Origin of the sequence: Fluctibacter halophilus (assembly GCF_020687825.1) — a bacterium.
In the GTDB taxonomy this organism is placed as follows: domain Bacteria; phylum Pseudomonadota; class Gammaproteobacteria; order Enterobacterales; family Alteromonadaceae; genus Fluctibacter; species Fluctibacter halophilus.
This window is the reverse complement of sequence record NZ_JAJEWP010000001.1, coordinates 647,595-670,660: the sequence shown is the minus strand read 5'-3', so window position 1 is coordinate 670,660 and position 23,066 is coordinate 647,595. Positions and strand designations below refer to the sequence as shown.

Below are 23,066 nucleotides of genomic sequence, written 5' to 3'. Positions count from 1 at the left end.
TCCGTTTAACAATACGCGATGATGTCACAAGCGCATTAGATTTCGCGCTTCACCTCAACCACTTCGAAGACTTCGATTTGGTCGCCAACTTTCACGTCATTATAGTTCTTCACGCCGATACCACATTCCATCCCGTTACGGACATCCTGGACATCGTCTTTGAAGCGACGCAGTGACTCCAACTCACCTTCGTAGATAACCACGTTATCACGCAGTACACGGATCGGGTTGTTACGTTTAACCACACCTTCGGTCACCATACAGCCCGCGATAGCGCCAATCTTAGGCGACTTAAACACATCCCGTACTTCGGCCAGACCGATGATTTCCTGCTTAAACTCAGGTGCCAACATACCGCTCATGGCTTGTTTGACTTCATCAATCAGGTCATAGATAACGCTGTAGTAGCGCAAATCAATTTCTTCTGCTTCAATCACGCGACGGGCGGTAGCATCAGCACGGACGTTAAAACCAACCACGATGGCGCTCGATGCTGCCGCCAGGCTTGCATCGGTCTCAGTGATACCACCGACACCGCTACCAACGATGTTGACTTTCACTTCATCGGTAGACAGTTTCAGCAATGATTCACTGATCGCTTCCACAGAGCCTTGTACATCAGCCTTCAGTACCACGTTCAGTTCACTGACATCACCGGCTTCCATGTTAGCAAACATGTTCTCCAGCTTGGCTTTCTGTTGCTTGGCCAGCTTCACTTCACGCTGTTTGATCTGACGCTTGTTAGCCACTTCACGGGCTTTACGCTCGTCCTGAACCACCAAGGCATCTTCACCGGCTATCGGTACGCCGGACAAACCAAGAATTTCCACTGGCGTTGACGGTCCGGCTTTTTCAACCTGCTGACCGTTTTCGTCACGCATCGCACGTACGCGGCCATACTCGATACCACACAACAGGATATCACCGGTTTTCAGCTCACCTTCCTGAACCAGTACCGAGGCCACAGGGCCACGACCTTTGTCCAGACGTGATTCGATAACAATGCCTTTTGCCGGGCCAGTGGGTACCGCTTGCAAATCCAGCACCTCAGCCTGCAGGTTGATGGCTTCAAGCAGCTCATCGACACCCATACCGGTTTTGGCCGAGACGTTAACAAACTGGTGCTCACCGCCCCACTCTTCGGAAATAACTTCCAACTGCGACAACTCGGTTTTGACCCGATCCGGATCGGCGGCTTCCTTGTCCATTTTGTTGACCGCAATGATCAATGGAACACCGGCAGCACGACTGTGCTGAACCGCTTCTTTGGTCTGTGGCATCACGCCGTCATCGGCAGCAACTACCAGCACCACGATGTCGGTCGCGTTAGCACCACGTGCACGCATTGCAGTAAACGCTGCGTGCCCCGGTGTATCCAGAAATGCAATTCGGCCATTGTCGGTTTCGACACTGTAGGCACCAATGTGCTGGGTGATCCCACCCGCCTCACCGGCCGCCACTTTGGTACGACGAATGTAGTCAAGCAGTGACGTTTTACCGTGGTCAACGTGACCCATGATGGTCACTACTGGCGCGCGAGGCGCTTTCTCGCCGGTACCGGCCTCTGCCATCAACTCGTCTTCAAGAGCATTGTCATTGACCAGCTCGTATTTGTGACCCATTTCTTCAACCACCAAGACTGCCGTATCCTGATCCAGCACCTGATTGATGGTCGCCATTTCGCCCATCTTCATCATGGCTTTGATCACGGCAGTGGCTTTTACAGCCATTTTGTTGGCCAACTCACCGACGGTGATGGTTTCGCCCAGGCGTACAACACGCTCGACCGGCTGTGCAGGCTTGTTAAAGCCATGCTTAAGGTCGGCACCGGCATGCTTCTTGGACTTCTTACGACGACGGGTGCCACGCTCAACCTGCATGTCTTCCTCGTCTTCAGCTTCCTGGGCATAACGGTTGGAATGCAAATGCACTTCTTCCTGCTCGGCTTTTTTACGACGCTCTTCTTCTTCTTTCCAGCGACGCTCGTTTTCTTCTGCCAGCTTCTTGGCTTCTTCGGCCGCTTTTTGGGCTTCCTCTTCCAGCTTACGTTGCGCTTCTTCTTCTTGCTGCTTGCGAATGCGCTCAGCTTCGGCGCGGGCCTTTTCCTGTTCGGCCTTCTCTTCCGGCGTCAGCTTTTCTTCTTCCGCCTGACGGGCTGCCGCGTCTTTCTTCGCTTGCTCGGCACGAGCCGCTTTCTCAGCTTCCGCTTTCTTCTTGGCTTCTGCTGCTTTGCGGGCTTTCTCTTCGGCTGCTTTCTTGGCTTCCTCAGCGGCCTTACGCTCGGCTTCCAGCTTGGCTTGCGCTTCTTCTGCTTTGCGCTTGGCTTCTTCTTCGGCCAAACGGGCTTCTTCCAAATCGCTGCGTTTTACATAGGTACGTTTTTTGCGCACTTCGACTTTGACGGCTTTCGACTTACCCACACTCAATGTACTGGTGGTTTTGCGTTGCAACGTCATGCGCTTGGGGGCCTCGTTACCTTGGCCACCGTGTGCTTTGTTCAGGTGGTCCAGCAATTGACGCTTTTCGTCTTCGCTAACAACGTCACCGGCTTTCTTTTTCAGTCCGGCATCGTTGAACTGCTGAACCAGTCGATCAAGGTCAGTACCAATGTCTTCGGCGAGTTTTTCTATGGAGACTTCTGCCATGTGTTCGTATTCCTCTTGTTGACCTTGTTTACTCTTCGTTAAACCATTTGATGTTACGGGCCGCCATGATCAATTCACCGGCCTTTTCTTCACCCAGTTCTTCAATATCGCTGATGTCGTCGACGCCTTGCTCAGCAAGGGCTTCCAAATCAGTGATACCACGACTGGCAAGCACGAACGCCAGATGGCGATCCAATCCTTCCAGGTTTAACAAATCTTCTTTCGGTTCAGACGCTTCCAATGATTCTTCATTGGCCAACGCCTGGGTTGTCAAAGCGGCACGAGCGCGATTACGCAACTCTTCGACCATGTCTTCATCCAACCCATCAATGGCCAGCAATTCATTCACCGGCACGTAGGCGACTTCTTCCAGGGTACTGAACCCTTCGTCAACCAGCACACTGGCAAAATCTTCATCGATGTCCAGTGCTTCAGTGAACAAGCCAAGCACTTTGGCATTTTCTTCCTCATGCTTCTTGTTCAGATCTTCAATGGTCATCACGTTCAGCGTCCAGTTGGTCAACTGGCTGGCCAAACGCACGTTCTGACCACTGCGGCCAATGGCCTGCGCCAGGTTGTCCGCTTCAACAGCAACGTCCATCGAGCCCGCGTCTTCATCGACCACGATAGAGGCCACTTCGGCAGGCGCCATTGCATTGATAACAAACTGCGCCGGATTTTCATCCCACAGCACGATGTCCACACGCTCGCCACCCAGCTCACCGGAAACCGCCTGAACCCGAGAACCACGCATACCCACACAGGCACCGACCGGATCCAAACGCTTGTCGTTGGTTTTCACAGCAATTTTGGCGCGCGAACCCGGGTCACGGGCAGCGGATTTAATTTCCAGCGTTTCTTCAGCAATTTCAGGCACTTCCAGGCGGAACAATTCCACCAGCATGTCTGGATGGGTACGGCTGATGTACAACTGTGCACCACGGGCTTCCGGGCGAATGGTGTACAACAAACCACGTACACGGTCACCTGGGCGGAAAGTTTCACGGGGCAGCATGTCATCACGGTAAATCACGCCTTCTGCGTTGTTACCCAAATCAACGATGACATTGTCACGGTTCACTTTCTTCACCGTACCGGTGATCAGTTCACCCACGCGATCCTGATACTCAGCAATCATTTGTGCACGTTCAGCTTCACGTACTTTTTGTACGATGACCTGCTTGGCCGTTTGCGTTGTGATGCGGTCAAACACGATTGACTCGATTTGCTCTTCCACATAATCACCAACCTGAATCTCCGGCTCATCAATCTGTGCCGCAGAAACGGTGATTTCCGCATAGGGGTTTTCCTGCTCTTGATCATCAGGAATAACCAGCCAGCGACGGAAGGTGTCAAAATCACCGGTTTCACGGTCGATGCTCACACGGACTTCAATCTCGCCTTCATTTTTCTTTTTGGTGGCGCTGGCAATGGCAAACTCCAGTGCTTCGAAGATTTTTTCCCGCGGAACTTGTTTTTCGTTGGATACGGCTTCCGCCACTAACAGAATTTCTTTGTTCATTGTTGCCTCACTGATTACCCTTTTTAGCTCCAAAGGGCCCTGTGCCTATACACCACCGTTAATCAAACGATGGGACAAGATTACCTTTCTCAATGTTATTGATCGCCAGCACATAGCGCTGCCCATCAACTTCAACGTCAATGTTGCCATTATCACAGGCCAGCAACTGGCCTTTGAAATTACGACGGTTGTCCATCGGTACCCGTAACCTGACGGACACCACTTCCCCTACAATGGCCTTGTAGTGATCTTCTCTGAACAACGGTCGGTCCATGCCGGGTGACGACACTTCCAGGTTGTATTCAGTATTGATGGGATCTTCCACATCCAATACCGAACTGACCTGGTAACTGACATCCGCACAATGATCCACCGTGATCCCGTCAGGATGATCGATGTACACCCGCAAGGTTGAATGCTTACCGGCTCTGACAAACTCGACACCCAGTAACTCAAAGCCAAGGGCTTCTACCGGGGCGGTTAACATGTCGGTCAGCTTTTGCTCAAGTTGCGACAAATGCTTGCTCCAAAAACAAAAAAAGGGCAATAAGCCCAGACAAAGATCGTGATACTGTCTACCAGCAGGATAACAAAAAGCCCCGTACTGGCGGGGCTTGTTGTGTCTGGACCCTGGTCCACATACAACGTCGTTGCATACTGTCAACGACTCGTGGTTACGCCTCGATTCTTACGCATCGAGGCATAATGAAGGCGTTACTGTGCTCAATGAGGGAGTCCACCTTCGTAAAATCTGGTCGCATTATATAGGGGGAATGGTGTTTATTCAACCTGTGCGGTGCTGGCAGGAACAATTCCTTTGCCCGGTGCGGTGAGAGGCGAGCCATGTAAAACGCACTATACTTGCACGTATACACCCACCCCACCTTGTTACCCGACGGGGTGTCGCGGCAACCGAGGCCTCACCATGATATATGTGTTTTCCAACCGTAATGTCACCAACAATGAGCAATGGCTCGGAGATGATTTTAACCCCATGGGCAATGAATACCTGCGGGTTGCCCGTCTGGTTACCGGCGAGCAGCTATCGCTGGAATTCCTGACAGAGGATCCTGATCTGCCACTGCCATCTGAACAGGTATTCACCCAACTGGAACTAGATAACAAACCCTGTTGCCTATTCATTCATGGCTTTAATCAGGACCTGGCCAAGAACCTCGGCAAATGCCAGGAAATCGAACGCTTCGGCGTGAATGTCATTGCCTTTTCCTGGCCGTCGAACCCTGGACCACAAAGCATTTTCTGGAAAATAAAGGAATACCGCAGGGCGCGGCAAAACGCCCGCCGCTCTGCCGTTGCGCTGGAGCGCTTCTTCGACAAGTTCAATGAATACCGCGAAACCCACGGGCATTTGCAGAACATTCGCAGTCTGGTCGTTCACAGTATGGGCAATTACCTGATGCAAAGTTTTGTGGCCGGGATGGGGTTTGCTCAGCAGACGGCCTTTCTGGATAACATCTTACTGCATCAGGCCGATGTGGATAGCCTGGGCCATCAGCACTGGGCAGACGATTTAGCCCGTCACTCCCGGGTCATGGCGACAGTCAATGAAACCGATGATGTGCTCGACTTTTCGGATATCCTGAACCCCGACCGCCTGGGCAATACGCTGGGTAATCTCAATTCTTCGGTAATGCATTATTTTAATTTTGGCCGTGTACCTCACGCGGTCAACAAACACCGGCTGTGGATTGACGACGTCGTCGCTCACGCAAGGGCCAAGACATTCTTTCAACAAGTGTTCAGTGGCAGCAAAGTACAGACCGGCGATCTGGACTATGACGCCGATCGCAATTGCTACCACCTCTAGACCTTAGGGACGGGGTTTATCGAACGTAGGGGGGCGTTGAACGAAAAAGCCTTTACCCTCATCCGTCGACATGCTGTGATGCGCAGTTTACTGGCCAACGGATAAGAGAAGTACATGCAACGTTTACACGCCCTCTCCACCCTCTTGATGGTGGGATTACTGCACAGCCCACTGTCATTGGCAGCCACATCGGTGGCCGACATGCGCGACACCCTGGATCAACTCAAAGCCACCAGCACCGCCTCGGAGCTGGCTTATGAGCTGACCGAATCCCTGACCACCGAGGTAGGTCCACGCATGGTGGGTACGCCCGGCAGCGATAAAGCCATTGACTGGGCCGTGGCGAAAATGAAAACCCTGGGCTTCGACAAGGTATGGATTGAAGAGAGCCAGGCCGATCTGTGGACCCGTGGCGACACCAATGCACAACTGACCGCACCCTACCCGCACAAGCTGGTTGCGCTGGCCCTTGGCGGCAGCGTGGGCACTGACGGTAAGACACTGACAGGCGATATTGTGCGCTTCGAAACGCTGGATGATCTGAAAGCCGCTGCGCCCGGTTCACTGAACGGTAAAATCGCTTATGTGGCCTACCGGATGGAGCGACACATCGACGGTCACGGCTATGGAAAAGCCGTGGGTGCCCGGGTATCCGGTGCCGCTGTCGCTGCTGAAAAAGGCGCTATCGCCTTTGTCATGCGCTCGGTCGGTACGGATGACAACCGTCTGGCCCATACCGGCGTGATGCGCTACAAGGACGGCATCCGAAAAATTCCGGCGGTGGCGGTTTCCAATCCTGATGCCGACCTGATGGACAATGCGCTGAAGCGCGGCCAACCGGTGACCTTTTCGCTGCAACTGGGCGCCAGTGGTCCCACGGGCAAAACCGTGCGTATCGCCAATGTCCTGGGTGAAATCACCGGCACAACCAATCCAGATGAATTTGTCCTGCTTGGCGCCCACCTGGACAGTTGGGACGTAGGCACCGGCGCAATTGACGACGGCATTGGCGTCGGTATGGTGATGGCCGCAGCCCATCATATTGGTCAGTTGAAACAACGCCCGGCGCGCTCTGTGCGTGTTCTGTTATTTGCAGCCGAGGAAATTGGCCTCATTGGTGCCAAAGACTATGTGGCCCGTCACGGTGACCTGAAAAACCATGTAATTGGCGCAGAATGGGACTTCGGTAACGGCAATATTTATGAATTGGCACCCGGCGTGGGCCCGTCGTCCCTCAATGCCATCCGCGACTTTGCCGCCTACCTCACCCCGATGGGTATATCACTGGCCAGCACGAACGACGCCAAAGGTCAGTCGGACATGAGTCTGCTCGGTGAAGCGGGTATGCCTGCGGTGAATTTCGAGCCCGATGGCAGCGATTATTTCGACTACCACCACACCGAAAATGACACCCTGGACAAAGTTAACCGTGAAGCGTTGGTCAACAACACCACGGTGTACACTTTGTTTGCCTACTTCGCAGCGCAAAGCGGTGTGGACTTCCGACAGTAGCTGACGGTAAGCACAATAAAAAGCCCGGCATTGCCGGGCTTTTTTGTGCTGTGATTCGCCGTTGAGGTGCCAGGAGTACGTTCACATTGTCAAAAATCAATCAACGTCTACTTGTCAGCAGCGACGTTACCCAAAACGGAGATATCTTCCTCATCAACAGTGTTGTCTGTTCCTAAATATTGCTCTTCCGTCATATCATCAAAAGAGATACATGAATCATCGGGTGGATTATGTTCGTGTCGTCTCGCACCTGCTACGATGTAATCTTCTTCTCCCTCACCATCGCACGGCCCAAACACGGTTAACGGCGAGGATGGTATGGTTATTCTGGGTTTGTTGTTACCTCTGGATTTAGCTGTCATCTTCTGTCTCCACGACATACCCTACTTTTTCAGCACACAATGTTGCACCATTATAGCTTGGTATCGGAAATCCAGGGTGTCAACGCAGTGTCAGATCAGCAGAGCTTTAACAGCAGCTTAAAAAGGCCTGGTGAAGCTTCCGTTTTTTCGCGCTAAAACAGTGAGAAGAAATGCCAATCTCGCCAGTAGCCAACACTAATGGTCACTGATGGCAAGGCCACCGTACGGCACGGTCGTCGTCCGCAGGTCAAACGGGGGTCGGAAACAAAAAAGCCCCGGCAAATGCCGAGGCTTTTTGTTTGGTTGCGGGAGCAGGATTTGAACCTACGACCTTCGGGTTATGAGCCCGACGAGCTACCAGACTGCTCCATCCCGCGTCTGAAACTGGTTTGAGGAGGGTCGTTGCTGACCTGTCTCGCTCAAGTGGTGCGTATTATACATAGTGAATGCTGCCACGCAAGGCGGATTTTGAATTAATTGCGAAATTCTTTCAAAAATCGCGCCAACTGCTCAGCCTTTCACCAATAAGACCAAATAATCAACGATTCGTTCACCTTAGCTGTAGAAGCGCTCCATTTTTTCCGCCATTTTAAAGTCCAGTTCACTGAGCCCGTCTACATCGTGGGTGGTCAATGTCACCTCTACTTTATTATAGACATTAAACCATTCCGGGTGATGGTTAAGCTTCTCAGCCCAGATGGCCATTTGTGACATCCAACCAAACGCACGGATAAAGCTCTTGAACTTGAAGGTCTTAACGATCTTGTCGCCTTTACGTTGCCAGCAATCGGCCTCTTCTTTGCCTTCATTCAGGCTTGCCAGTGCATTGCTGATATCCAGATCATTCATTTTGCTTGCCATTGGCGTTCTCTCCTCAGGATTGTGATGGCGCTATGATGGCAAATTTTTTGTCAAAGGACAGCCGCAATAACAAAAAAGCCCGGCGCCAAATGGCAGCCGGGCTTTACGTTAAGCAGCAGGGTCAGTCCCTGCTATACCCTGCTTATCAGAACTCCACTGCCAACCGGGCATAGATCTGACGGCCGCGGGGGTCGTGAACCTTGGAATCAAAGCCACTGTTGGTAAATACCTGCGGTGGATCTTCATCCGTCAGGTTGATCCCGCCGATGGTCAGTACATAGCTGCTGTCTGTTTCCATGATGCCACCAATATCAATGTTATATTGGGCATCGACGGTCACATGGCTGTCAATCGATTTGAACCCTTGAGTACAGGCAGCAGAGAACGCGGTACCGTCTGCACAGTTCTGGTCGTCATCGTAGCTGTCAATGTAACGCACAAACAGGTTGGCGGAATGGAACTCATTCTGCCAGTTCAAGCCGATGTTGTAGCGCAACTCCGGTGAGGACACACCAATATTGGTGAAGTTACGTCGCCCTGCACCATCGATGTTACCGGCCTGTGGATCGGCCAGATCATACTTGGTGATGTAGGTCGCCGTCAGACTGGGCGTAAAGGTCCCCATGTCGGTTTCGAACTTGTAGCTGGTGACCAAATCCAGACCTGATGTTTCCAGCGAGTTGGCGTTAACGAAGGTGGTGTTAATCTGTAACACCGGACCGGTCAACGGGTCACCGGCACGTACAACCCGGTCAGGGTTCTGCGGTTCAGCATTCAGAATGGCCTGGAAGGCTTCCTGAATGATCAGGTCTTCGAATTCGAAGTTCCAGTAATCCACTTCAATCGACCAGTCATCCAACGGCTCGAAAGAAAAACCGATATTGTAAGCGGTTGATTCTTCCGGCGTCAGATCCTCATTACCACTGGAACGCACTGCCGCAAAGGCTACTGCGCCGGTCAACGGATCAACCACCTGGTTAAGCGACGTTGAGCCACCGGCCTGTTGGAAGATGGATGGTGCGCGGAAGGAAGTCGAAATCGAGCCCCGCAACGAGAAGTTCTCGCTCACCCGCCATGACGCAGCCAGTTTGGGATCCAGCGTATTGCCGATTGAGCCACCGTAGTCCTCATAGCGCAGCGCCAACTGAACATCGAGGGTTTCGGATACCGGCATCGCCAGTTCCGCAAACGCAGCGATAACATCCTGGTCGCCTTTGATGTCGGGGTTACCGATAACAAAGGTAAAGGCATCCTGATTGGCCAGGTCATCGTAATCCTGCACCAGTTTCTGCTCGCGCCATTGACCACCAAAGGCCACACTGGCATAACCACCGTCCATTTCAAACAGCTCGGTGGAGGCAAACGCCTCAATCACCTGCAGGTCCGATTTAGAATCAATGGTCTCGGTCGCGGTAAAGGAATCGATCACGTACTGGGAATTCGGCATGACCGAGTAAGAAGTGGCGAACGGGTTGTAGTATTCACACGGGCCAACGCCGGGTGTACCACTGATGGGATTACAATCCGCTCCACCCAAACCGTTCAGCGCCAGATTAAATTCCCGATCCAGGGTATCATTTACCCGGAACAAAAAGTCGTTGCGGGCAACCGTATAACTGGCCTCCCAGAAGCCGCTGGCCAGCTCACCCTGTAACATGGTGCTGAAGCGGAAGGTGTCCGACTCAGTATAGGCCGGGTCGCCTTCCCCACCGTTGCCTATCGCACGACCGAAAAAGGCCACCGGCGCACCAAAAGGGTTGGACGGATGGTTAGCCGGCACTACCGGCTGGGTCAGGATAGGAAAGGTCGGTGACCCACCGCGCTTAGCACGGTTTCGGGCATAGGAAATCTCGTTGATCCAACGGATGTCATCCGTCATCTCATATTCAGCTTTAAAATACGAAGACACGCGAGATTCGTCGGGTACGAAGGAGTAAAGATCGCCGAAATCAAACCCACAGAAACCAATCTCAAGGCCTGGTACCGTACCAGACGGTGCCAGCAACTGCGGATAACCACCGAATTCGACACAGCCGGTCGGGTCAATGAACGGCGTTGAACCAAGGAAGTAAGCGCCCGGATTACCCAGTGCACTGGTGTCATCCTGAATGCGACTCAAACGTCGATCGCCGGTGTACAAGGGCGAACGGTTGGTATAGCTAACCGCCCCCATCACATTGCCTTTGTCCCAACTGGCTCCCCACAATCCCTGAATGACAAACTCTTTGTTGTCACCGTGCGCACCGTCCTGGTAATCGAAACTCATCATCGCGCCTTCATAGTCACGGCGGGTAATGAAGTTAACCACGCCGGCAACCGCGTCTGAGCCGTATAAGGCGGAAGCACCGTCTTTAACCACTTCCATGCGTCCAATGGCGATCATCGGCACCAGTGAGCTGGTATCGACAAAGTTGTAACCTTCATTGGTAGGCTGCGCTGTCACGACCTGGCGTTTATTGTTTAACAATACCAGTGTTGAGGCGACCCCCAATCCGCGCAGGTTAATGTTGGAGGTACCTGCGGTGGCATTCTGGGTAAAGGCATCGGGATTATTCTGAGCCCCGGTATTAATGGTCAGGGTTTGGGTGATGTCACTGATGTTTTTAGCGCCGATGGCCTCGATAGCAACGCTGTCGACCACCGCCAACGGCGAAGGTGATTCAAAGTTCTCACTGCGCCGTACATAACTGCCTGTGACCAGTATCAGTTCAACGCTTTCTTGCTGTGCCTCTGCTTCTTGCGCTATTGCCGGGCTGGCAGACGCCATCAGGCTGGCAGCAACTACGCTGGCAACCGTGCTGAGCCGGGTATTTAGTTTCATGGTGTGTGTCCCCTACATCAAAACCACAATGGCTTTGCGAAACCGCATGTTGCATTGACACATCGCATCTCTCAGCACAACACATTCGCCCGACATCATTGGTTTTGATCTGTCTTCGTTATTGTGTAAAGGGTTGAAACCCGGTGGTTTCTTCCCTCCATAAAAAGAGTAGGAGTGAAAGGCCCATATGTAAACAGGTTGTTATTTATTCTTAACAATTAGTTTACGATATGGTCATACTAGTGAAAGGGCGGTAAATAGGGCCCTGAACGGCCAGTCGCAAAAAATACCGGCCACAAACGGGGCCACCTCTGAGGCATACCAGAATAAAGAAGGTGGTGGCTTAAGTGGTCAGACGAAGCAGCAGGAACTCGCCAATCATGGCCGGCTTGTCACGCCAATCAATTTCCACCGTGGTGGTAAACCGAAACAACACGCCCCGCGGTTTATTTTCGGTGGCTTTCAGACAACTGTGATAACGGATCCGGTCATTCACCCGCACCGGTTCAAGATAGCGAACATTGTCCATGCCGTAATTCAACACACTGTCCCGCTTCTCATCGATAAAAACTTGCTGATAGAACAAACCCGGCATCAGTGCGGTAGTCAGCAAGCCATGGGCAATCGTACACCCCAAAGGGCTTTCCTTGGCACAGCGCTGCTCATCGACGTGGATCCACTGATGGTCACCGGTGACCTGGGCAAATTGATCAATCATCGCCTGATCAATGGTGACCCATGGTGAGGGGGGTAAAGGCTGGTCAGGCTGCAATTCAAGCAAGGGTATGGCTTGGGTCATGGCAATTCCTTGAGTCTGAGACATATCCAACGATCTGAGAATACACCATAGCGGGCTATTTACTATCAATGAAATGAATGTTATCTATATAAATCTATCAGACAAATTAATTATATCGGGCAGCGACCCAGTCACTCAGACATTTCGCTGTGAGGAACGTAGCATGAACCTGAACCGAATTGACCTGAACCTGTTTGCGGTATTTGACGCGATCTACACGGCCGGCAGCCTGACCAAGGCAGCCGATGTGTTGTGCATTACCCAACCTGCTGTCAGCAACTCACTGGCTCGGCTGCGTGACATGCTTAACGATCCACTGTTTGTGCGCACCGGGCACTGCATGACGCCTACGCCCGTGGCACAAAATATCATTGGCCCGGCCAGGGAAGCTTTGTCGCTACTGCGAAAAAGTGTCCAGAACAGCCATACCTTTGAACCAGCTTCGGCGGAAAAAACCTTTCACTTTGCTACCCGGGATCTGTTTGAAGCCAGTGTGATGCCGCGTTTGTTGGCCAAATTACAGAACCGTGCGCCGCATGTTTCGGTAACCAATTACGAAATTGATCGCAATGAAGTGGTCTCGGCAATGGCCAGTGGCAGCCTCGATTTCTATGCAGATGCCTCTTCCTATACTGATCCTCACCTGAAGAAGCAATGGATCGCCAGTGATCGATTTGTGGTGATGGCGCGCAAAAATCATCCTGATTTGCGCAACGGCATTGATTTGGACACCTTCCTTCGACTCGGCCAAATCAATGTGTCGCACCGTCGCGGTGGTATCGGTCCTATCGACATCGCGTTGGATAAAATTGGCAAACGCCGTACCATCGTGATGCGAGGCCAACATTTCCTGACCGTGCCACCCACGATTGTGAAAACCGATTTGATCGCCTGCATCCCTTATCACCTGGCCAAGCATTATGATCTGGCCATTTATGAAATGCCCTTTGATGTGCCGGCCATTGATTACTTCTTGTATTGGCACGTCAGCGCCGATCACGACCACGCCCACATCTGGATGCGTGAATTGATTGCTGATGTGGCCAAAGCGTTCAGTCCTGGCTAAGGTTGATTGAAAATTACCCTGAAGGCACAATGAATTCGGTCTCCAACCCCCTCACATTAGCTACGATACGATGCATTATTTACAATTCATCAACATTTACCTGCGGTTTGTTGACGGCAACCCGAAATATTGAGAATAAAGATAACCCACTGTATTAAAAGAATTTAATGACTGTGGCATGGTTATCGACGCAAACCGTTAGGTATTACTCCACATACCCATGTATCAAGGCGACGATTTTTTAACCAGTATAAATTGGCTTTAATACCTCTCGTTCGAATTAATCGTGAACTTGCTGAGGAATTAACCATGTTGAAAATTGTTAAAACTTCTGTCGCTATCGCTTCATTGTCTTTTGTTTTCGCTGGCACTGCCCACGCTGACATCAACGATGCACTGCAAAACATTTGCACCATTGTTAAAACAGACGATAAAGGTGAGCTGCGTAAGAAAATGAAGAAAGTCCAGTCAGACTACCGTTTGAAGTTGCGTGACTACTATAACGGTATTTCATGTGGCGGCCAGAGCCTGATCCGCACTGCAATGCTGAACAATGCAGTAGAAACCGGCACCCTGATGGTCAAGAAAATGCCAAAAAGTGATCTGTCTGCCCCTGAAAAAGACGGCAAGACACTGCAAGCCTGGGCAGCTGAGAATGGGTTGGCTGACAGCCCAATCACCAAGGAATTGATGGACCGCATCTAAAAGGTTCAACATGGTTGGGGGAATTAGTCGGCCCCCGGCGCTAAAACGGCCTCTTTGAGGCCGTTTTTTCTTTTTCAAGGACTAAAAAAGCGCCTTATCTGCTCGATAACAATGTCCGGTTGTTCGTGGTGGATCCAATGACTCGCATTATTGACGCGCATGACGTCCACTTCCGCGACCCAATCCTCCAGAGTATCGAGTACCTCAGGTACAAACGCTTTATCCTGCATCCCCCACAAAACCAGGGTGGGTACCTGCACCCGCAATGACGGTATACGCATCTGCTCGAGGTAGTAGTGCAGATTTGGATCGTTTTCAGCCGGCGGCATCTGAGGCATCTGATGGTAATACTGCAACATCCCCTGCACACGACCCGGCTTACGCCAGCTGTCAAGATAACGTTGCTGTTGAGCGTCACTGAACCCCTTGTCGAGGCGCCCTTCAAACAACATCTCGCGCAACAGAGCAAAATCAGATGCCACCAAAATGTCGGGCATATCTGCTGCCACAAGCTGATGGATATAGGCACTTTGCTGTCGTTGCCGGGGATTATCGCGCAGTGCACGGGTGAATCCGGCGGGGTGCGGTGCGTTCAGGATCAGCAGTCGGGCAATCAGCTGCGGGTAAAACGCCGCCAATGGCCACGCCAGTGCTCCTCCCCAGTCGTGGGCCACCAGGTAGATGGGCTTGCCGCGACCGATATGCTCAATGAACCGAGCCAGAATTTCCAGCAACGATGGGATCTGGTATTCCTGCGGCGTTGCCAGCGCATCACTGTCGTTGTAGCCCGGCAAGTCAAACGCATAGACACAAAAGTGATCGGACAATGTTTGCAGATAGGGATCCCAGGCAAAGCTTGCTTCCGGGAAGCCGTGTAAAAACAGCACCACCGGATTGTCCGCGTCGCCTGCACATAGGGTATGCAAACGCAGGCCCTGTATTTCAAGGTAATGTGACTGAATGTCTGTCATTGACAAAAAAGGCGGCCCTCGGGCCGCCTTCCTCCTTGTCGGTTTACTCAGGCATAAACTGGCTTTCAGTCATTTGCATGAGGTTGTCCGAGCCGGACTGCATCGCGAACAACAACGAGCGGGTGCGGGTTAGCAAGCGATCAAAGTAAAACTTCGCCGTGTGCAACTTGGCTTGATAAAAGTCCTGTTCTGGGTGACCCTCATCCAACTTCTGTTGCGCCACGACAGCCATTTTCAGCCAGAAGTAGCCGACCGTCACATAGCCGCTGTACATCAGGTAATCGACTGATGCAGCACCAATTTCATTCGGATTAGAGGCGGCATTTTTGCCCAGCTCTTCCGTCACCGACAGCCACTCATCGAGGTGACTTTCCAGCGCGTTAGACCACTGGTTGAATTGCGGCTTATCACGCAAACTGACGCAATAGTCACGCACCTCCTGGGTGAATACCTGGAGCAGCTTGCCATTCGAGCCCAGCACTTTACGGGCCAGCAAATCAATCGCCTGAATGCCTGTGGTGCCTTCATACATGGTACAGATGCGGGTATCCCGCGCCAGTTGTTCCATGCCCCACTCTTTGATGTAGCCATGCCCGCCGTAGACCTGCATACCGTAACTGGTCGCTTCCTGGGCCGTTTCGGTCAGAAAGGCTTTCACAATAGGCGTCAGTAACGCCAGCTTGGCCTCAGCCTGTTGGCGCTGCTGTTCATCGTCACAGTACTGGGTAATGTCCACCAGTTGCATGCAGTAGATTGCCAGTGCCCGATTTCCTTCGGCAAAAGCTTTTTGGGTCAGCAACATACGCCGCACATCCGGGTGTACGATGATGGGGTCGGCCGGGCCATCAGGGTTTTTAACCCCGGTCATTGAACGGAACTGCAGACGATCCTTGGCGTACGCCAGCGCGCCCTGGAAGGCCGCTTCAGAGCCCGCCAGACCTTCCAGACCGGTGCCAATCCGCGCCATGTTCATGAAGGTAAACATGCAGTTCAGGCCACGGTTCGGCGGCCCGATCAAATAACCTTTCGCACCGTCAAAGTTAATCACACAAGTAGCACTGGCTTTGATGCCCATCTTATGCTCAATCGAACCGCAACTGACACCGTTACGCTCGGCTTTCTCGCCGTCATCAGTGACATTGAACTTGGGCACGATAAACAGTGAGATCCCCTTGGTACCACTGGGGGCGTCCGGTAAACGGGCCAGTACGATGTGGACAATATTGTCAGACAGATCATGCTCACCGGCAGAGATAAAAATCTTGGTACCGGTTAAAGAATAGGTTCCATCGGGATTTGGCTCGGCGCGGGTTTTTAACATGCCCAGATCAGAGCCACAGTGGGCTTCGGTCAGACACATGGTGCCCGTCCACGTACCTTCAATCAGCTTGGGCAGAAACATCTTCTGTTGCTCAGGGGTGCCGTGGGCCTTGATGGTCGACATACAGCCCTGACTCAACCCGGGGTACATCGCCCAACTGTGATTGGCACCCGAAAACCACTCTGCGATCGCCGACGACAGCGAATACGGCAACCCCTGTCCACCAAACGCTTCGGGGTGCGCCATGGATGGCCAGCCACCCTCAACATATTGTTGATAAGCTTGTTTGAATCCACTGGGCGTAGTGACTTCCCCATCGACAAACTGGCAGCCTTCCTCATCACCACTGGCATTGATGGGCGCCAGCACATTATCGGTGAATTTGGCGGCTTCATTGGCGATGGCTTCGACCATGTCCGGACTGGCGTCGTCAAACCCCAGCGCGGCATAGTGCGCCTCAAAGTTGCACAGTTCATTCATCACGAACAGAGTGTCCCGTACCGGGGATTTATAATTTTGCATGTTATTTCTACCTTACTCGCTGTTTACAGCGTGTGTTTTACTTCAATACACTTCAAAAAGCCCGGCGGCACCCATACCACCGCCGATACACATGGTGCACACCACATAGCGAGCACCGCGGCGTTTGCCTTCCAGCAGGGCATGGCCCACCATTCGCGCACCACTCATGCCATAAGGGTGGCCGATGGAAATGGCACCACCGTTAACATTCATCAATTCCATCGGAATGCCGAGTTTCTGCTGGCAATACAATACCTGCACTGCAAACGCCTCGTTCAATTCCCACAAACCGATGTCTTCGATACGCAAACCGTGCTGCTTGAGCAGTTTGGGGATAGCGAATACCGGCCCAATCCCCATTTCATCCGGTTCACAGCCAGCCACCGCAATACCCCGGTAAGCGCCAAGGGGGTTCAATCCGCGTTTTTCTGCCACTGCAGCGTCCATCAGCACACTGGCACTGGCACCGTCAGACAACTGACTGGCGTTACCGGCCGTGATACAGCCGCCTTCAATCACCGGCTTCAAACTGGCCAGCCCTTCAGCGGTTGTATCGGCGCGGTTGCCTTCATCTTTGTTCAGCGTAACCGTCTCGTGGTGTTGCTCACCGGTGGCTTTATCGAACACCACTTTGCGCGCGGTCACGGGCACAATCTCGTCATCAAATTTGCCCGCTTGCTGTGCAGCGGCGGTGCGCTGTTGACTCTGCAGCGCATAAGCATCCTGCTGGTCACGATCAATACCGTAGCGTTTAGCCACCACTTCCGCGGTTTGCAGCATCGGCATGTAGATGTCTTTGTGTTTGGCCACCAACGCAGGGTCGACCATCCGATAGGTGTTCATCTTATCGTTCTGCACCAGTGAGATAGAATCCAGCCCACCGGCCACCATGATATCCACACCGTCGACCATGATCTGCTTGGCTGCAGTCGCAATGGCATACATGCCGGAACTGCATTGACGATCAACGGTCATTCCGGCAACCGATACCGGCAACCCGCCAGCCAACGCTGCCAGCCGTCCGATATTCATGCCACCGCTCCCCTGGGTCAGGGCGCTCCCCATGATCACATCGCCAACGTCTTCGCCGGCAATTCCCGCTCGTTCAACGGCGGCACTGATGGCGTGCCCACCTAAGGATGGCGCTTCCAAATCATTAAACGCACCACGGTATGCACGACCTATGGGGGTGCGTGCTGTTGACACAATCACCGCTTCTTTCATGATTGACTCCTTTGTTTTGCCCACTGGGCAAAGGTTTGTCCCGACGCGGCCAGGTTTTCCAATAGGGGCGCAGGGGTAAACCAGTCCTGTCCGTATTGACCCAGTTGCTTCTGGTAGCCCTTCAGCGCGGTTAGAATGTTGTCGAGTCCGATGGTTTCAGCATAGTGCATCGGTCCGCCCCGATAGATCGGGAATCCATAGCCATAAACATAAATGACGTCAATGTCACTGGCTTTACTGGCAATACCCTCTTCGAGGATTTTGCAGCCTTCGTTGATCAGGGGATAAAGAATCCGTTCAAGAATTTCCTGCTCGCTGATGTCCCGTTGCTGGACACCGAGGCGCTCGGCCTCCTGGCGGGCGATGTCGAGAACCTCCGGGTCAGGGATCGGCGTACGGTTACCCTCTTCATAACGATAAGCCCCTCGTCCGGCTTTCAGACCAACGCGCCCGGCTTCCACCAGCTTATCCGCCACCACGCAGTAGCTGGGATCGTGGGCAATGGCGTCACGACGGGATTCACGCACAAAGTAGCCAATGTCCAAACCGGCCATGTCCCCCATGGTGAACGGCCCCATCGGTAGACCAAACTCATACAATACACGGTCGATGTCCTGTGGACTGGCCCCCTCCAGCAACAAGCGGTTTGCTTCGCGGGAATAGGGTTCAATCATGCGATTACCGACAAAACCGAAACACACACCGACCAGCACGGCCACTTTCTTGATGGTTTTTGCCAGTTGCATGACCGTTTTGATCACATCAGGCTGCGTATCATCCGCTTTGACCACTTCCAACAGTTTCATCACATTGGCAGGACTGAAGAAATGCATACCAATCACATCACCTGGGCGGGACGTGGCACGGGCGATTTCATTGACATCCAACGTAGACGTGTTGGTGGCCAGAATAGCCCCGGGCTTACACACTGCATCCAGTTGTTCAAACACCGCCTTTTTGACCGCCATTTTCTCGAACACCGCTTCGATCACCAAATCCACATCGGCCAGATCTGCATACTCGGTAGTGCCCTGAAGCAACGCCATGCGCTGCTCAACCTGGGCTTCGGTCAACTTGCCTTTGCGTGCACTGTTCTCGTAGTTGCGACGGATCACCGCCAGGCCTTTTTCCAGCGCCTCGGGTTTAATTTCCAGCAAACGCACCGGGATACCGGCATTGGCAAAGTTCATTGCGATGCCACCACCCATGGTACCCGCTCCGATGATCCCAACGCGGGCAATGGGACGGGTCGGTGTATCACGGTCATAATCGGCGACGTGGCCAGCGGCCCGTTCAGCAAAGAAAAAGTGTTGCTGTGCGCGAGCCTGAGGGGACTTCATGCATTCCATGAACAGCGCCCCTTCACGTTCCAACCCTTGCTCAAAGGGCAATTCCAACGATGCTTCCACCGCCCTGATGCAACGCTCCGGTGCATAGAAACCACGGGTCTGGCGCGCCACAGACTTGCGAAAACCCTCGAAAAAGCCGTCGGGTACCGCTGCAACGGATTTATCCGACGTACGTGGAATAGGCTTACCCACCGCGGCCTGAGCCAGGTTGCAGGCAGTCTCGAGCAGTGCTTCTGGGGTGTCGACAAGCGCATCGGTCAGCCCCGACAGTGACTGTACTGCGGCAGGTTGTCCGGACACAATCATGTTCAGCGCCGTTTCCACATTGGTCAGACGGGGCAACCGTTGGGTACCGCCAGCGCCTGGCAGAATACCCAGATGGACCTCAGGTAAACCAACTTTTACGCCCGTTACGGCGACGCGATAATGGCAGGCCAATGCCAGCTCCAGGCCTCCACCGAAGGCCGGTCCATTGATCGCTGCCACCACAGGTTTGTCGGCTTGTTCAATTAACTCAAGCACATCGGGTAATGGCGGCTCCACATCACCGGTAGCGAATTCACTGATATCAGCACCGCCGGAAAACAGTCCGATGTCAGAGCTGATCACAACCGCATCAATCGCGGCATCTTGCAACAGATGTGTCATCGCATCGCGCACACCGGTGCGCACAGCCTTGGACAGTGCATTCACCGGCGGGTTGTGCAGGGTAATAATTCCAATACGCCCTTGGGTATCAGTCGAAACGGCGGCGGACATTGGTTGGCTCATACGCATTCCTCTGCTAATGGGCTTTTCGCCCCAAATAACCGTAGATACTAGGTCAGGCGACTCAATCAGCCAAATTTATTGGTTTTATAGGCTTAAATAACCAAAATCTATAACCGGATGGACGACCACAAGCGGCCTCGAATTGCTGTCAGACCTTACAAACCAGGACCTGAGAACGCAATTGACAAACTTTAGCGGGTCTGATTGTCTACATCTTTACCACAGTATTTTTACAATCACTTTACATGCACGGGAGGGCGTTGGCCGCAACGTGCACCGTCCCCGTGGAGAGGCAAACATGGACACATTGTTGGATTTCAACGGTAAGAGCGTATTGATCACAGGGGCCGCAAACGGGTTTGGCCGAGGCCTCGCCATCGCTTTTGCCGAACGCGGCGCTAATCTCATCCTCAACGATATTGATGCTGACGGACTGGCGGCGACCTGCCAGGCCCTGCCCGCGTCCACCCGATATGTTTCCTGTGTGGGCGATATTGCTGAAGAGGCATTGAGTCAGACCCTGGTGCAAAAAGGGGTCAGTGAGTTTGGACAACTGGATATCGCCATCAACAATGCCGGCATCGCCCACAGCATGAAGCCGATTCACCAACTCGATGCACAAACCATGCAGCGTCAGGTTGATGTCAACCTCAACGGCGTGTTGTTTGGCATGAAATACCAGTTACAACAAATGCTGACCCAAGGTCGGGGACATATTATGAATGTAGCCTCGATGGCCGGTCTCGGGGGAGCGCCAAAAGGTGGCGCTTATGCTGCGGTGAAACATGGTGTGGTTGGTTTGACCCGCACTGCTGCAGTCGAGTATGCCAAAGCCGGTATTCAGGTCAATGCCATCTGTCCCTACTTCACCCAGACCAACATCCTTAAGACCGATGGTTTGGACTCAGCGGATAGCATCGCGCGCATGTCGCAGGGGTGTCCGATGAAACGTATCGGACGGCCTGAAGAAATCGTATCTGCGATGGTGTTGATGCTGTCACCCGCAAACACCTACATGACCGGCCAGGCCATCGCCATCGATGGCGGTGTCAGTGCCTGGTAATCACGCCAAAAACAAAGGGCTTTCCTATGCAAGCAATGATGATGAACCGGCAGTTGATGATTTCTTCGATCCTGATCCATGCCGAAAAGAACTATCCAGACCAGACCATTGTCTCGGTTACCGCTGACAATCCGCGCCATCGCTACACCTATCGCGACTTCGCCGCGCGGGCCAGAAAGCTGGCCAACCTGCTCGACCAACTGGGCGCAGAGTTTGGTGACAGAATTGCAACCCTGGCGTGGAATGATTATCGCCACCTGGAATTGTACTACGGCGTTTCCGGCAGTGGCCGTGTGTGCCACATGATCAATCCGAAGCTGTTTCCCGAACAGGTGGCGTACATCATCAATCATGCGCAGGATCGGTTTTTGTTTGTTGACGTTCTGGTGGTGCCACTGCTGGAAGCGTTGCAGTCCCAGTTACAGAATGTTGAAGGGATCATTGTGCTGACCGATGAGGCCAACATGCCGCAGACGTCTCTGCCCAACGTGCATTGTTATGAAACCCTGCTGGCCGAACAGGACGACAATTACACCTGGCCGGAATTTGACGAAAACACTGCCTGTGGTATGTGCTACACCTCGGGCACCACCGGTAATCCGAAAGGCGTTGTGTACAGCCACCGCTCCACCTTGCTGCACGCATTGTCCGGCTCCCTGCCCGATCACACCAATGCCTCCACAAGGGATGTCTGCATGCCGGTGGTCCCCATGTTTCATGTCAACGCCTGGGGTATACCCTATGGTTCGGTGATGGTCGGTGCCAAGTTGGTTATGCCGGGTCCCAAAATGGCGGACGGTGAAACCCTGCACGATTTGATTGAAACCGAAGGTGTGACCTACAGCTCTGGCGTACCCACCATCTGGTTGGCGCTGCTGGATTACTTGCAGAATAGCAATAAGACCATTCCCAGCCTGAAAACCGTCACCGTCGGCGGCGCTGCCTGTCCGCGCAGTATCATCGAACGATTCCGCAACGATCACGGTACCTGGGTCAAACAGGGCTGGGGCATGACCGAAATGAGCCCCTTGGGCACCTTGGTCAGTCTCAAAGCCGGCATGGAGGACTTGCAAGGCGACGCGCTGACTGACATCCAGGCATCCCAGGGACGTACCGTGTTCGGCGTTGAAATCAAAATCGTGGATGACAACAATCAGGAATTGCCCTGGGACGGTGAAGCCTTTGGCGCCCTGAAAGTGCGAGGCCCCTGGATCGCCAGTGGTTACTATGGCCTGTCACAAACCCCCGGTGACGCTGACTGTCCGGTGGATGAAGATGGCTGGCTGAATACCGGCGATGTGGCCACCATTGATCCACAGGGCTACATGCGCATCACCGATCGTACCAAGGATGTGATCAAAACCGGCGGAGAATGGGTCAGTTCGATTGAAATCGAAAACGCCGCCACCAATCACCCTGAAATTGCCGAGGCTGCAGCAATCGGGCGCTATCACCCCAAGTGGACCGAGCGGCCCCTATTGATTGCCGTGAAACAACCGAACACGGATATCGACGCGCAGACCTTGCGTGCTTTCCTTGCCGAACACCTGCACAAATGGTCAGTGCCCGATGACGTGGTGTTTGTCGACAGCTTACCCCATACCGCAACCGGCAAACTCAACAAACTGGCACTGCGTAAACAGTTTGAAGATTACGCATTCCCAGAATCTCAAAACCATTAATAGCTATTACTCTATCAATAAACGCATCCAATTCGGGGAGGA

17 protein-coding genes and 1 tRNA gene are annotated in these 23,066 nt (G+C 53.0%); 6 read left to right on the top strand and 12 right to left on the bottom strand.

Going from position 1 to position 23,066, the window contains the following annotated elements:
* Window positions 1-35: 35 nt before the first annotated feature.
* Genes infB through rimP form a run of 3 tightly spaced genes read right to left on the bottom strand, consistent with a single transcriptional unit; the run spans window position 36 to window position 4,684 of the window.
* Complete coding sequence (gene infB / locus LJ739_RS03090; RefSeq protein ID WP_229157136.1) at window positions 36-2,645, bottom strand: translation initiation factor IF-2; 2,610 nt, start codon at window positions 2,643-2,645, stop codon at window positions 36-38.
* 28 nt (window positions 2,646-2,673) lie between these two features.
* Window positions 2,674-4,167 (bottom strand): transcription termination factor NusA, encoded by a 1,494-nt coding sequence (gene nusA / locus LJ739_RS03085; protein ID WP_229157135.1) that lies wholly within the window; start codon window positions 4,165-4,167, stop codon window positions 2,674-2,676.
* A gap of 58 nt (window positions 4,168-4,225) precedes the next feature.
* Window positions 4,226-4,684 carry a ribosome maturation factor RimP gene (gene rimP, locus LJ739_RS03080; RefSeq protein ID WP_229157134.1) on the bottom strand — a complete coding sequence of 153 codons (459 nt, stop codon included), beginning with the start codon at window positions 4,682-4,684 and terminating at the stop codon, window positions 4,226-4,228.
* Between the two features lie 408 nt (window positions 4,685-5,092).
* Between rimP and LJ739_RS03075 the strand changes: the two genes are divergently transcribed.
* The gene (locus LJ739_RS03075; RefSeq protein ID WP_229157133.1) at window positions 5,093-5,995 is read left to right on the top strand and encodes an alpha/beta hydrolase; all 903 of its coding nucleotides are present in this window, start codon (window positions 5,093-5,095) and stop codon (window positions 5,993-5,995) included.
* A 114-nt stretch (window positions 5,996-6,109) separates the two neighbouring features.
* On the top strand, window positions 6,110-7,507 hold the full coding sequence (locus LJ739_RS03070) for a M20/M25/M40 family metallo-hydrolase (protein ID WP_229157132.1): 1,398 nt from the start codon (window positions 6,110-6,112) through the stop codon (window positions 7,505-7,507).
* A 107-nt stretch (window positions 7,508-7,614) separates the two neighbouring features.
* On the opposite strand, the gene LJ739_RS03065 is transcribed toward LJ739_RS03070, so the two are convergent.
* The 5 genes from LJ739_RS03065 to LJ739_RS03045 all read right to left on the bottom strand — a co-directional run bounded on the left by LJ739_RS03065 (window position 7,615) and on the right by LJ739_RS03045 (window position 12,350).
* Window positions 7,615-7,869, bottom strand: coding sequence for a hypothetical protein (locus LJ739_RS03065; RefSeq protein ID WP_229157131.1), 255 nt, complete (start codon window positions 7,867-7,869; stop codon window positions 7,615-7,617).
* Between the two features lie 300 nt (window positions 7,870-8,169).
* Window positions 8,170-8,246 (bottom strand) — tRNA-Met (locus LJ739_RS03060).
* 178 nt (window positions 8,247-8,424) lie between these two features.
* The gene (locus LJ739_RS03055; protein ID WP_229157130.1) at window positions 8,425-8,730 is read right to left on the bottom strand and encodes a 4a-hydroxytetrahydrobiopterin dehydratase; all 306 of its coding nucleotides are present in this window, start codon (window positions 8,728-8,730) and stop codon (window positions 8,425-8,427) included.
* A gap of 145 nt (window positions 8,731-8,875) precedes the next feature.
* Window positions 8,876-11,551 carry a TonB-dependent receptor plug domain-containing protein gene (locus LJ739_RS03050; protein ID WP_229157129.1) on the bottom strand — a complete coding sequence of 892 codons (2,676 nt, stop codon included), beginning with the start codon at window positions 11,549-11,551 and terminating at the stop codon, window positions 8,876-8,878.
* Between the two features lie 343 nt (window positions 11,552-11,894).
* Entirely contained in the window at window positions 11,895-12,350 is a 456-nt protein-coding gene (locus LJ739_RS03045; RefSeq protein ID WP_229157128.1) for a MaoC family dehydratase, read from the bottom strand.
* A 163-nt stretch (window positions 12,351-12,513) separates the two neighbouring features.
* On the opposite strand from LJ739_RS03045, the gene LJ739_RS03040 reads away from it, so the two are divergent.
* Together LJ739_RS03040 and LJ739_RS03035 are read left to right on the top strand one after the other, a co-directional pair.
* Window positions 12,514-13,416, top strand: coding sequence for a LysR family transcriptional regulator (locus tag LJ739_RS03040; RefSeq protein WP_229157127.1), 903 nt, complete (start codon window positions 12,514-12,516; stop codon window positions 13,414-13,416).
* A 309-nt stretch (window positions 13,417-13,725) separates the two neighbouring features.
* Window positions 13,726-14,121 carry a DUF3718 domain-containing protein gene (locus LJ739_RS03035; RefSeq protein ID WP_229157126.1) on the top strand — a complete coding sequence of 132 codons (396 nt, stop codon included), beginning with the start codon at window positions 13,726-13,728 and terminating at the stop codon, window positions 14,119-14,121.
* A gap of 74 nt (window positions 14,122-14,195) precedes the next feature.
* On the opposite strand, the gene LJ739_RS03030 is transcribed toward LJ739_RS03035, so the two are convergent.
* The 4 genes from LJ739_RS03030 to LJ739_RS03015 are packed head-to-tail and all read right to left on the bottom strand — an operon-like array spanning window position 14,196 to window position 20,279.
* Window positions 14,196-15,092, bottom strand: a complete 897-nt coding sequence (locus LJ739_RS03030) for an alpha/beta fold hydrolase (RefSeq protein ID WP_229157125.1) — start codon at window positions 15,090-15,092, stop codon at window positions 14,196-14,198.
* Window positions 15,093-15,135: 43 nt separating this feature from the next.
* Window positions 15,136-16,935, bottom strand: a complete 1,800-nt coding sequence (locus LJ739_RS03025; protein WP_229157124.1) for an acyl-CoA dehydrogenase C-terminal domain-containing protein — start codon at window positions 16,933-16,935, stop codon at window positions 15,136-15,138.
* A gap of 42 nt (window positions 16,936-16,977) precedes the next feature.
* Window positions 16,978-18,159 (bottom strand): acetyl-CoA C-acyltransferase, encoded by a 1,182-nt coding sequence (locus tag LJ739_RS03020; RefSeq protein WP_229157123.1) that lies wholly within the window; start codon window positions 18,157-18,159, stop codon window positions 16,978-16,980.
* A complete protein-coding gene (locus tag LJ739_RS03015; protein ID WP_229157122.1) occupies window positions 18,156-20,279 on the bottom strand; it encodes a 3-hydroxyacyl-CoA dehydrogenase NAD-binding domain-containing protein in 2,124 nt (707 codons plus the stop codon). The genes LJ739_RS03020 and LJ739_RS03015 overlap by 4 nt, the downstream gene beginning before the upstream one ends.
* A gap of 298 nt (window positions 20,280-20,577) precedes the next feature.
* Here LJ739_RS03015 and LJ739_RS03010 point away from each other — a divergent pair, with 298 nt between their 5' ends.
* Both LJ739_RS03010 and LJ739_RS03005 read left to right on the top strand, forming a co-directional pair.
* Complete coding sequence (locus LJ739_RS03010) at window positions 20,578-21,342, top strand: SDR family NAD(P)-dependent oxidoreductase (RefSeq protein WP_229157121.1); 765 nt, start codon at window positions 20,578-20,580, stop codon at window positions 21,340-21,342.
* Between the two features lie 26 nt (window positions 21,343-21,368).
* Window positions 21,369-23,024, top strand: coding sequence for a long-chain-fatty-acid--CoA ligase (locus LJ739_RS03005; RefSeq protein ID WP_229157120.1), 1,656 nt, complete (start codon window positions 21,369-21,371; stop codon window positions 23,022-23,024).
* Window positions 23,025-23,066: the final 42 nt, after the last annotated feature.

Excerpts from the sequence above, each read along its gene's own strand:
- infB (WP_229157136.1), bottom strand. The coding sequence starts at position 2,645 with ATGGCAGAAGTCTCCATAGAAAAACTCGCCGAAGACATTGGTACTGAC.
- nusA (WP_229157135.1), bottom strand. The coding sequence starts at position 4,167 with ATGAACAAAGAAATTCTGTTAGTGGCGGAAGCCGTATCCAACGAAAAA.
- LJ739_RS03075 (WP_229157133.1), top strand. The coding sequence starts at position 5,093 with ATGATATATGTGTTTTCCAACCGTAATGTCACCAACAATGAGCAATGG.
- LJ739_RS03070 (WP_229157132.1), top strand. The coding sequence starts at position 6,110 with ATGCAACGTTTACACGCCCTCTCCACCCTCTTGATGGTGGGATTACTG.
- LJ739_RS03065 (WP_229157131.1), bottom strand. The coding sequence starts at position 7,869 with ATGACAGCTAAATCCAGAGGTAACAACAAACCCAGAATAACCATACCA.
- LJ739_RS03055 (WP_229157130.1), bottom strand. The coding sequence starts at position 8,730 with ATGGCAAGCAAAATGAATGATCTGGATATCAGCAATGCACTGGCAAGC.
- LJ739_RS03050 (WP_229157129.1), bottom strand. The coding sequence starts at position 11,551 with ATGAAACTAAATACCCGGCTCAGCACGGTTGCCAGCGTAGTTGCTGCC.
- LJ739_RS03045 (WP_229157128.1), bottom strand. The coding sequence starts at position 12,350 with ATGACCCAAGCCATACCCTTGCTTGAATTGCAGCCTGACCAGCCTTTA.
- LJ739_RS03040 (WP_229157127.1), top strand. The coding sequence starts at position 12,514 with ATGAACCTGAACCGAATTGACCTGAACCTGTTTGCGGTATTTGACGCG.
- LJ739_RS03035 (WP_229157126.1), top strand. The coding sequence starts at position 13,726 with ATGTTGAAAATTGTTAAAACTTCTGTCGCTATCGCTTCATTGTCTTTT.
- LJ739_RS03030 (WP_229157125.1), bottom strand. The coding sequence starts at position 15,092 with ATGACAGACATTCAGTCACATTACCTTGAAATACAGGGCCTGCGTTTG.
- LJ739_RS03025 (WP_229157124.1), bottom strand. The coding sequence starts at position 16,935 with ATGCAAAATTATAAATCCCCGGTACGGGACACTCTGTTCGTGATGAAT.
- LJ739_RS03020 (WP_229157123.1), bottom strand. The coding sequence starts at position 18,159 with ATGAAAGAAGCGGTGATTGTGTCAACAGCACGCACCCCCATAGGTCGT.
- LJ739_RS03015 (WP_229157122.1), bottom strand. The coding sequence starts at position 20,279 with ATGAGCCAACCAATGTCCGCCGCCGTTTCGACTGATACCCAAGGGCGT.
- LJ739_RS03010 (WP_229157121.1), top strand. The coding sequence starts at position 20,578 with ATGGACACATTGTTGGATTTCAACGGTAAGAGCGTATTGATCACAGGG.
- LJ739_RS03005 (WP_229157120.1), top strand. The coding sequence starts at position 21,369 with ATGCAAGCAATGATGATGAACCGGCAGTTGATGATTTCTTCGATCCTG.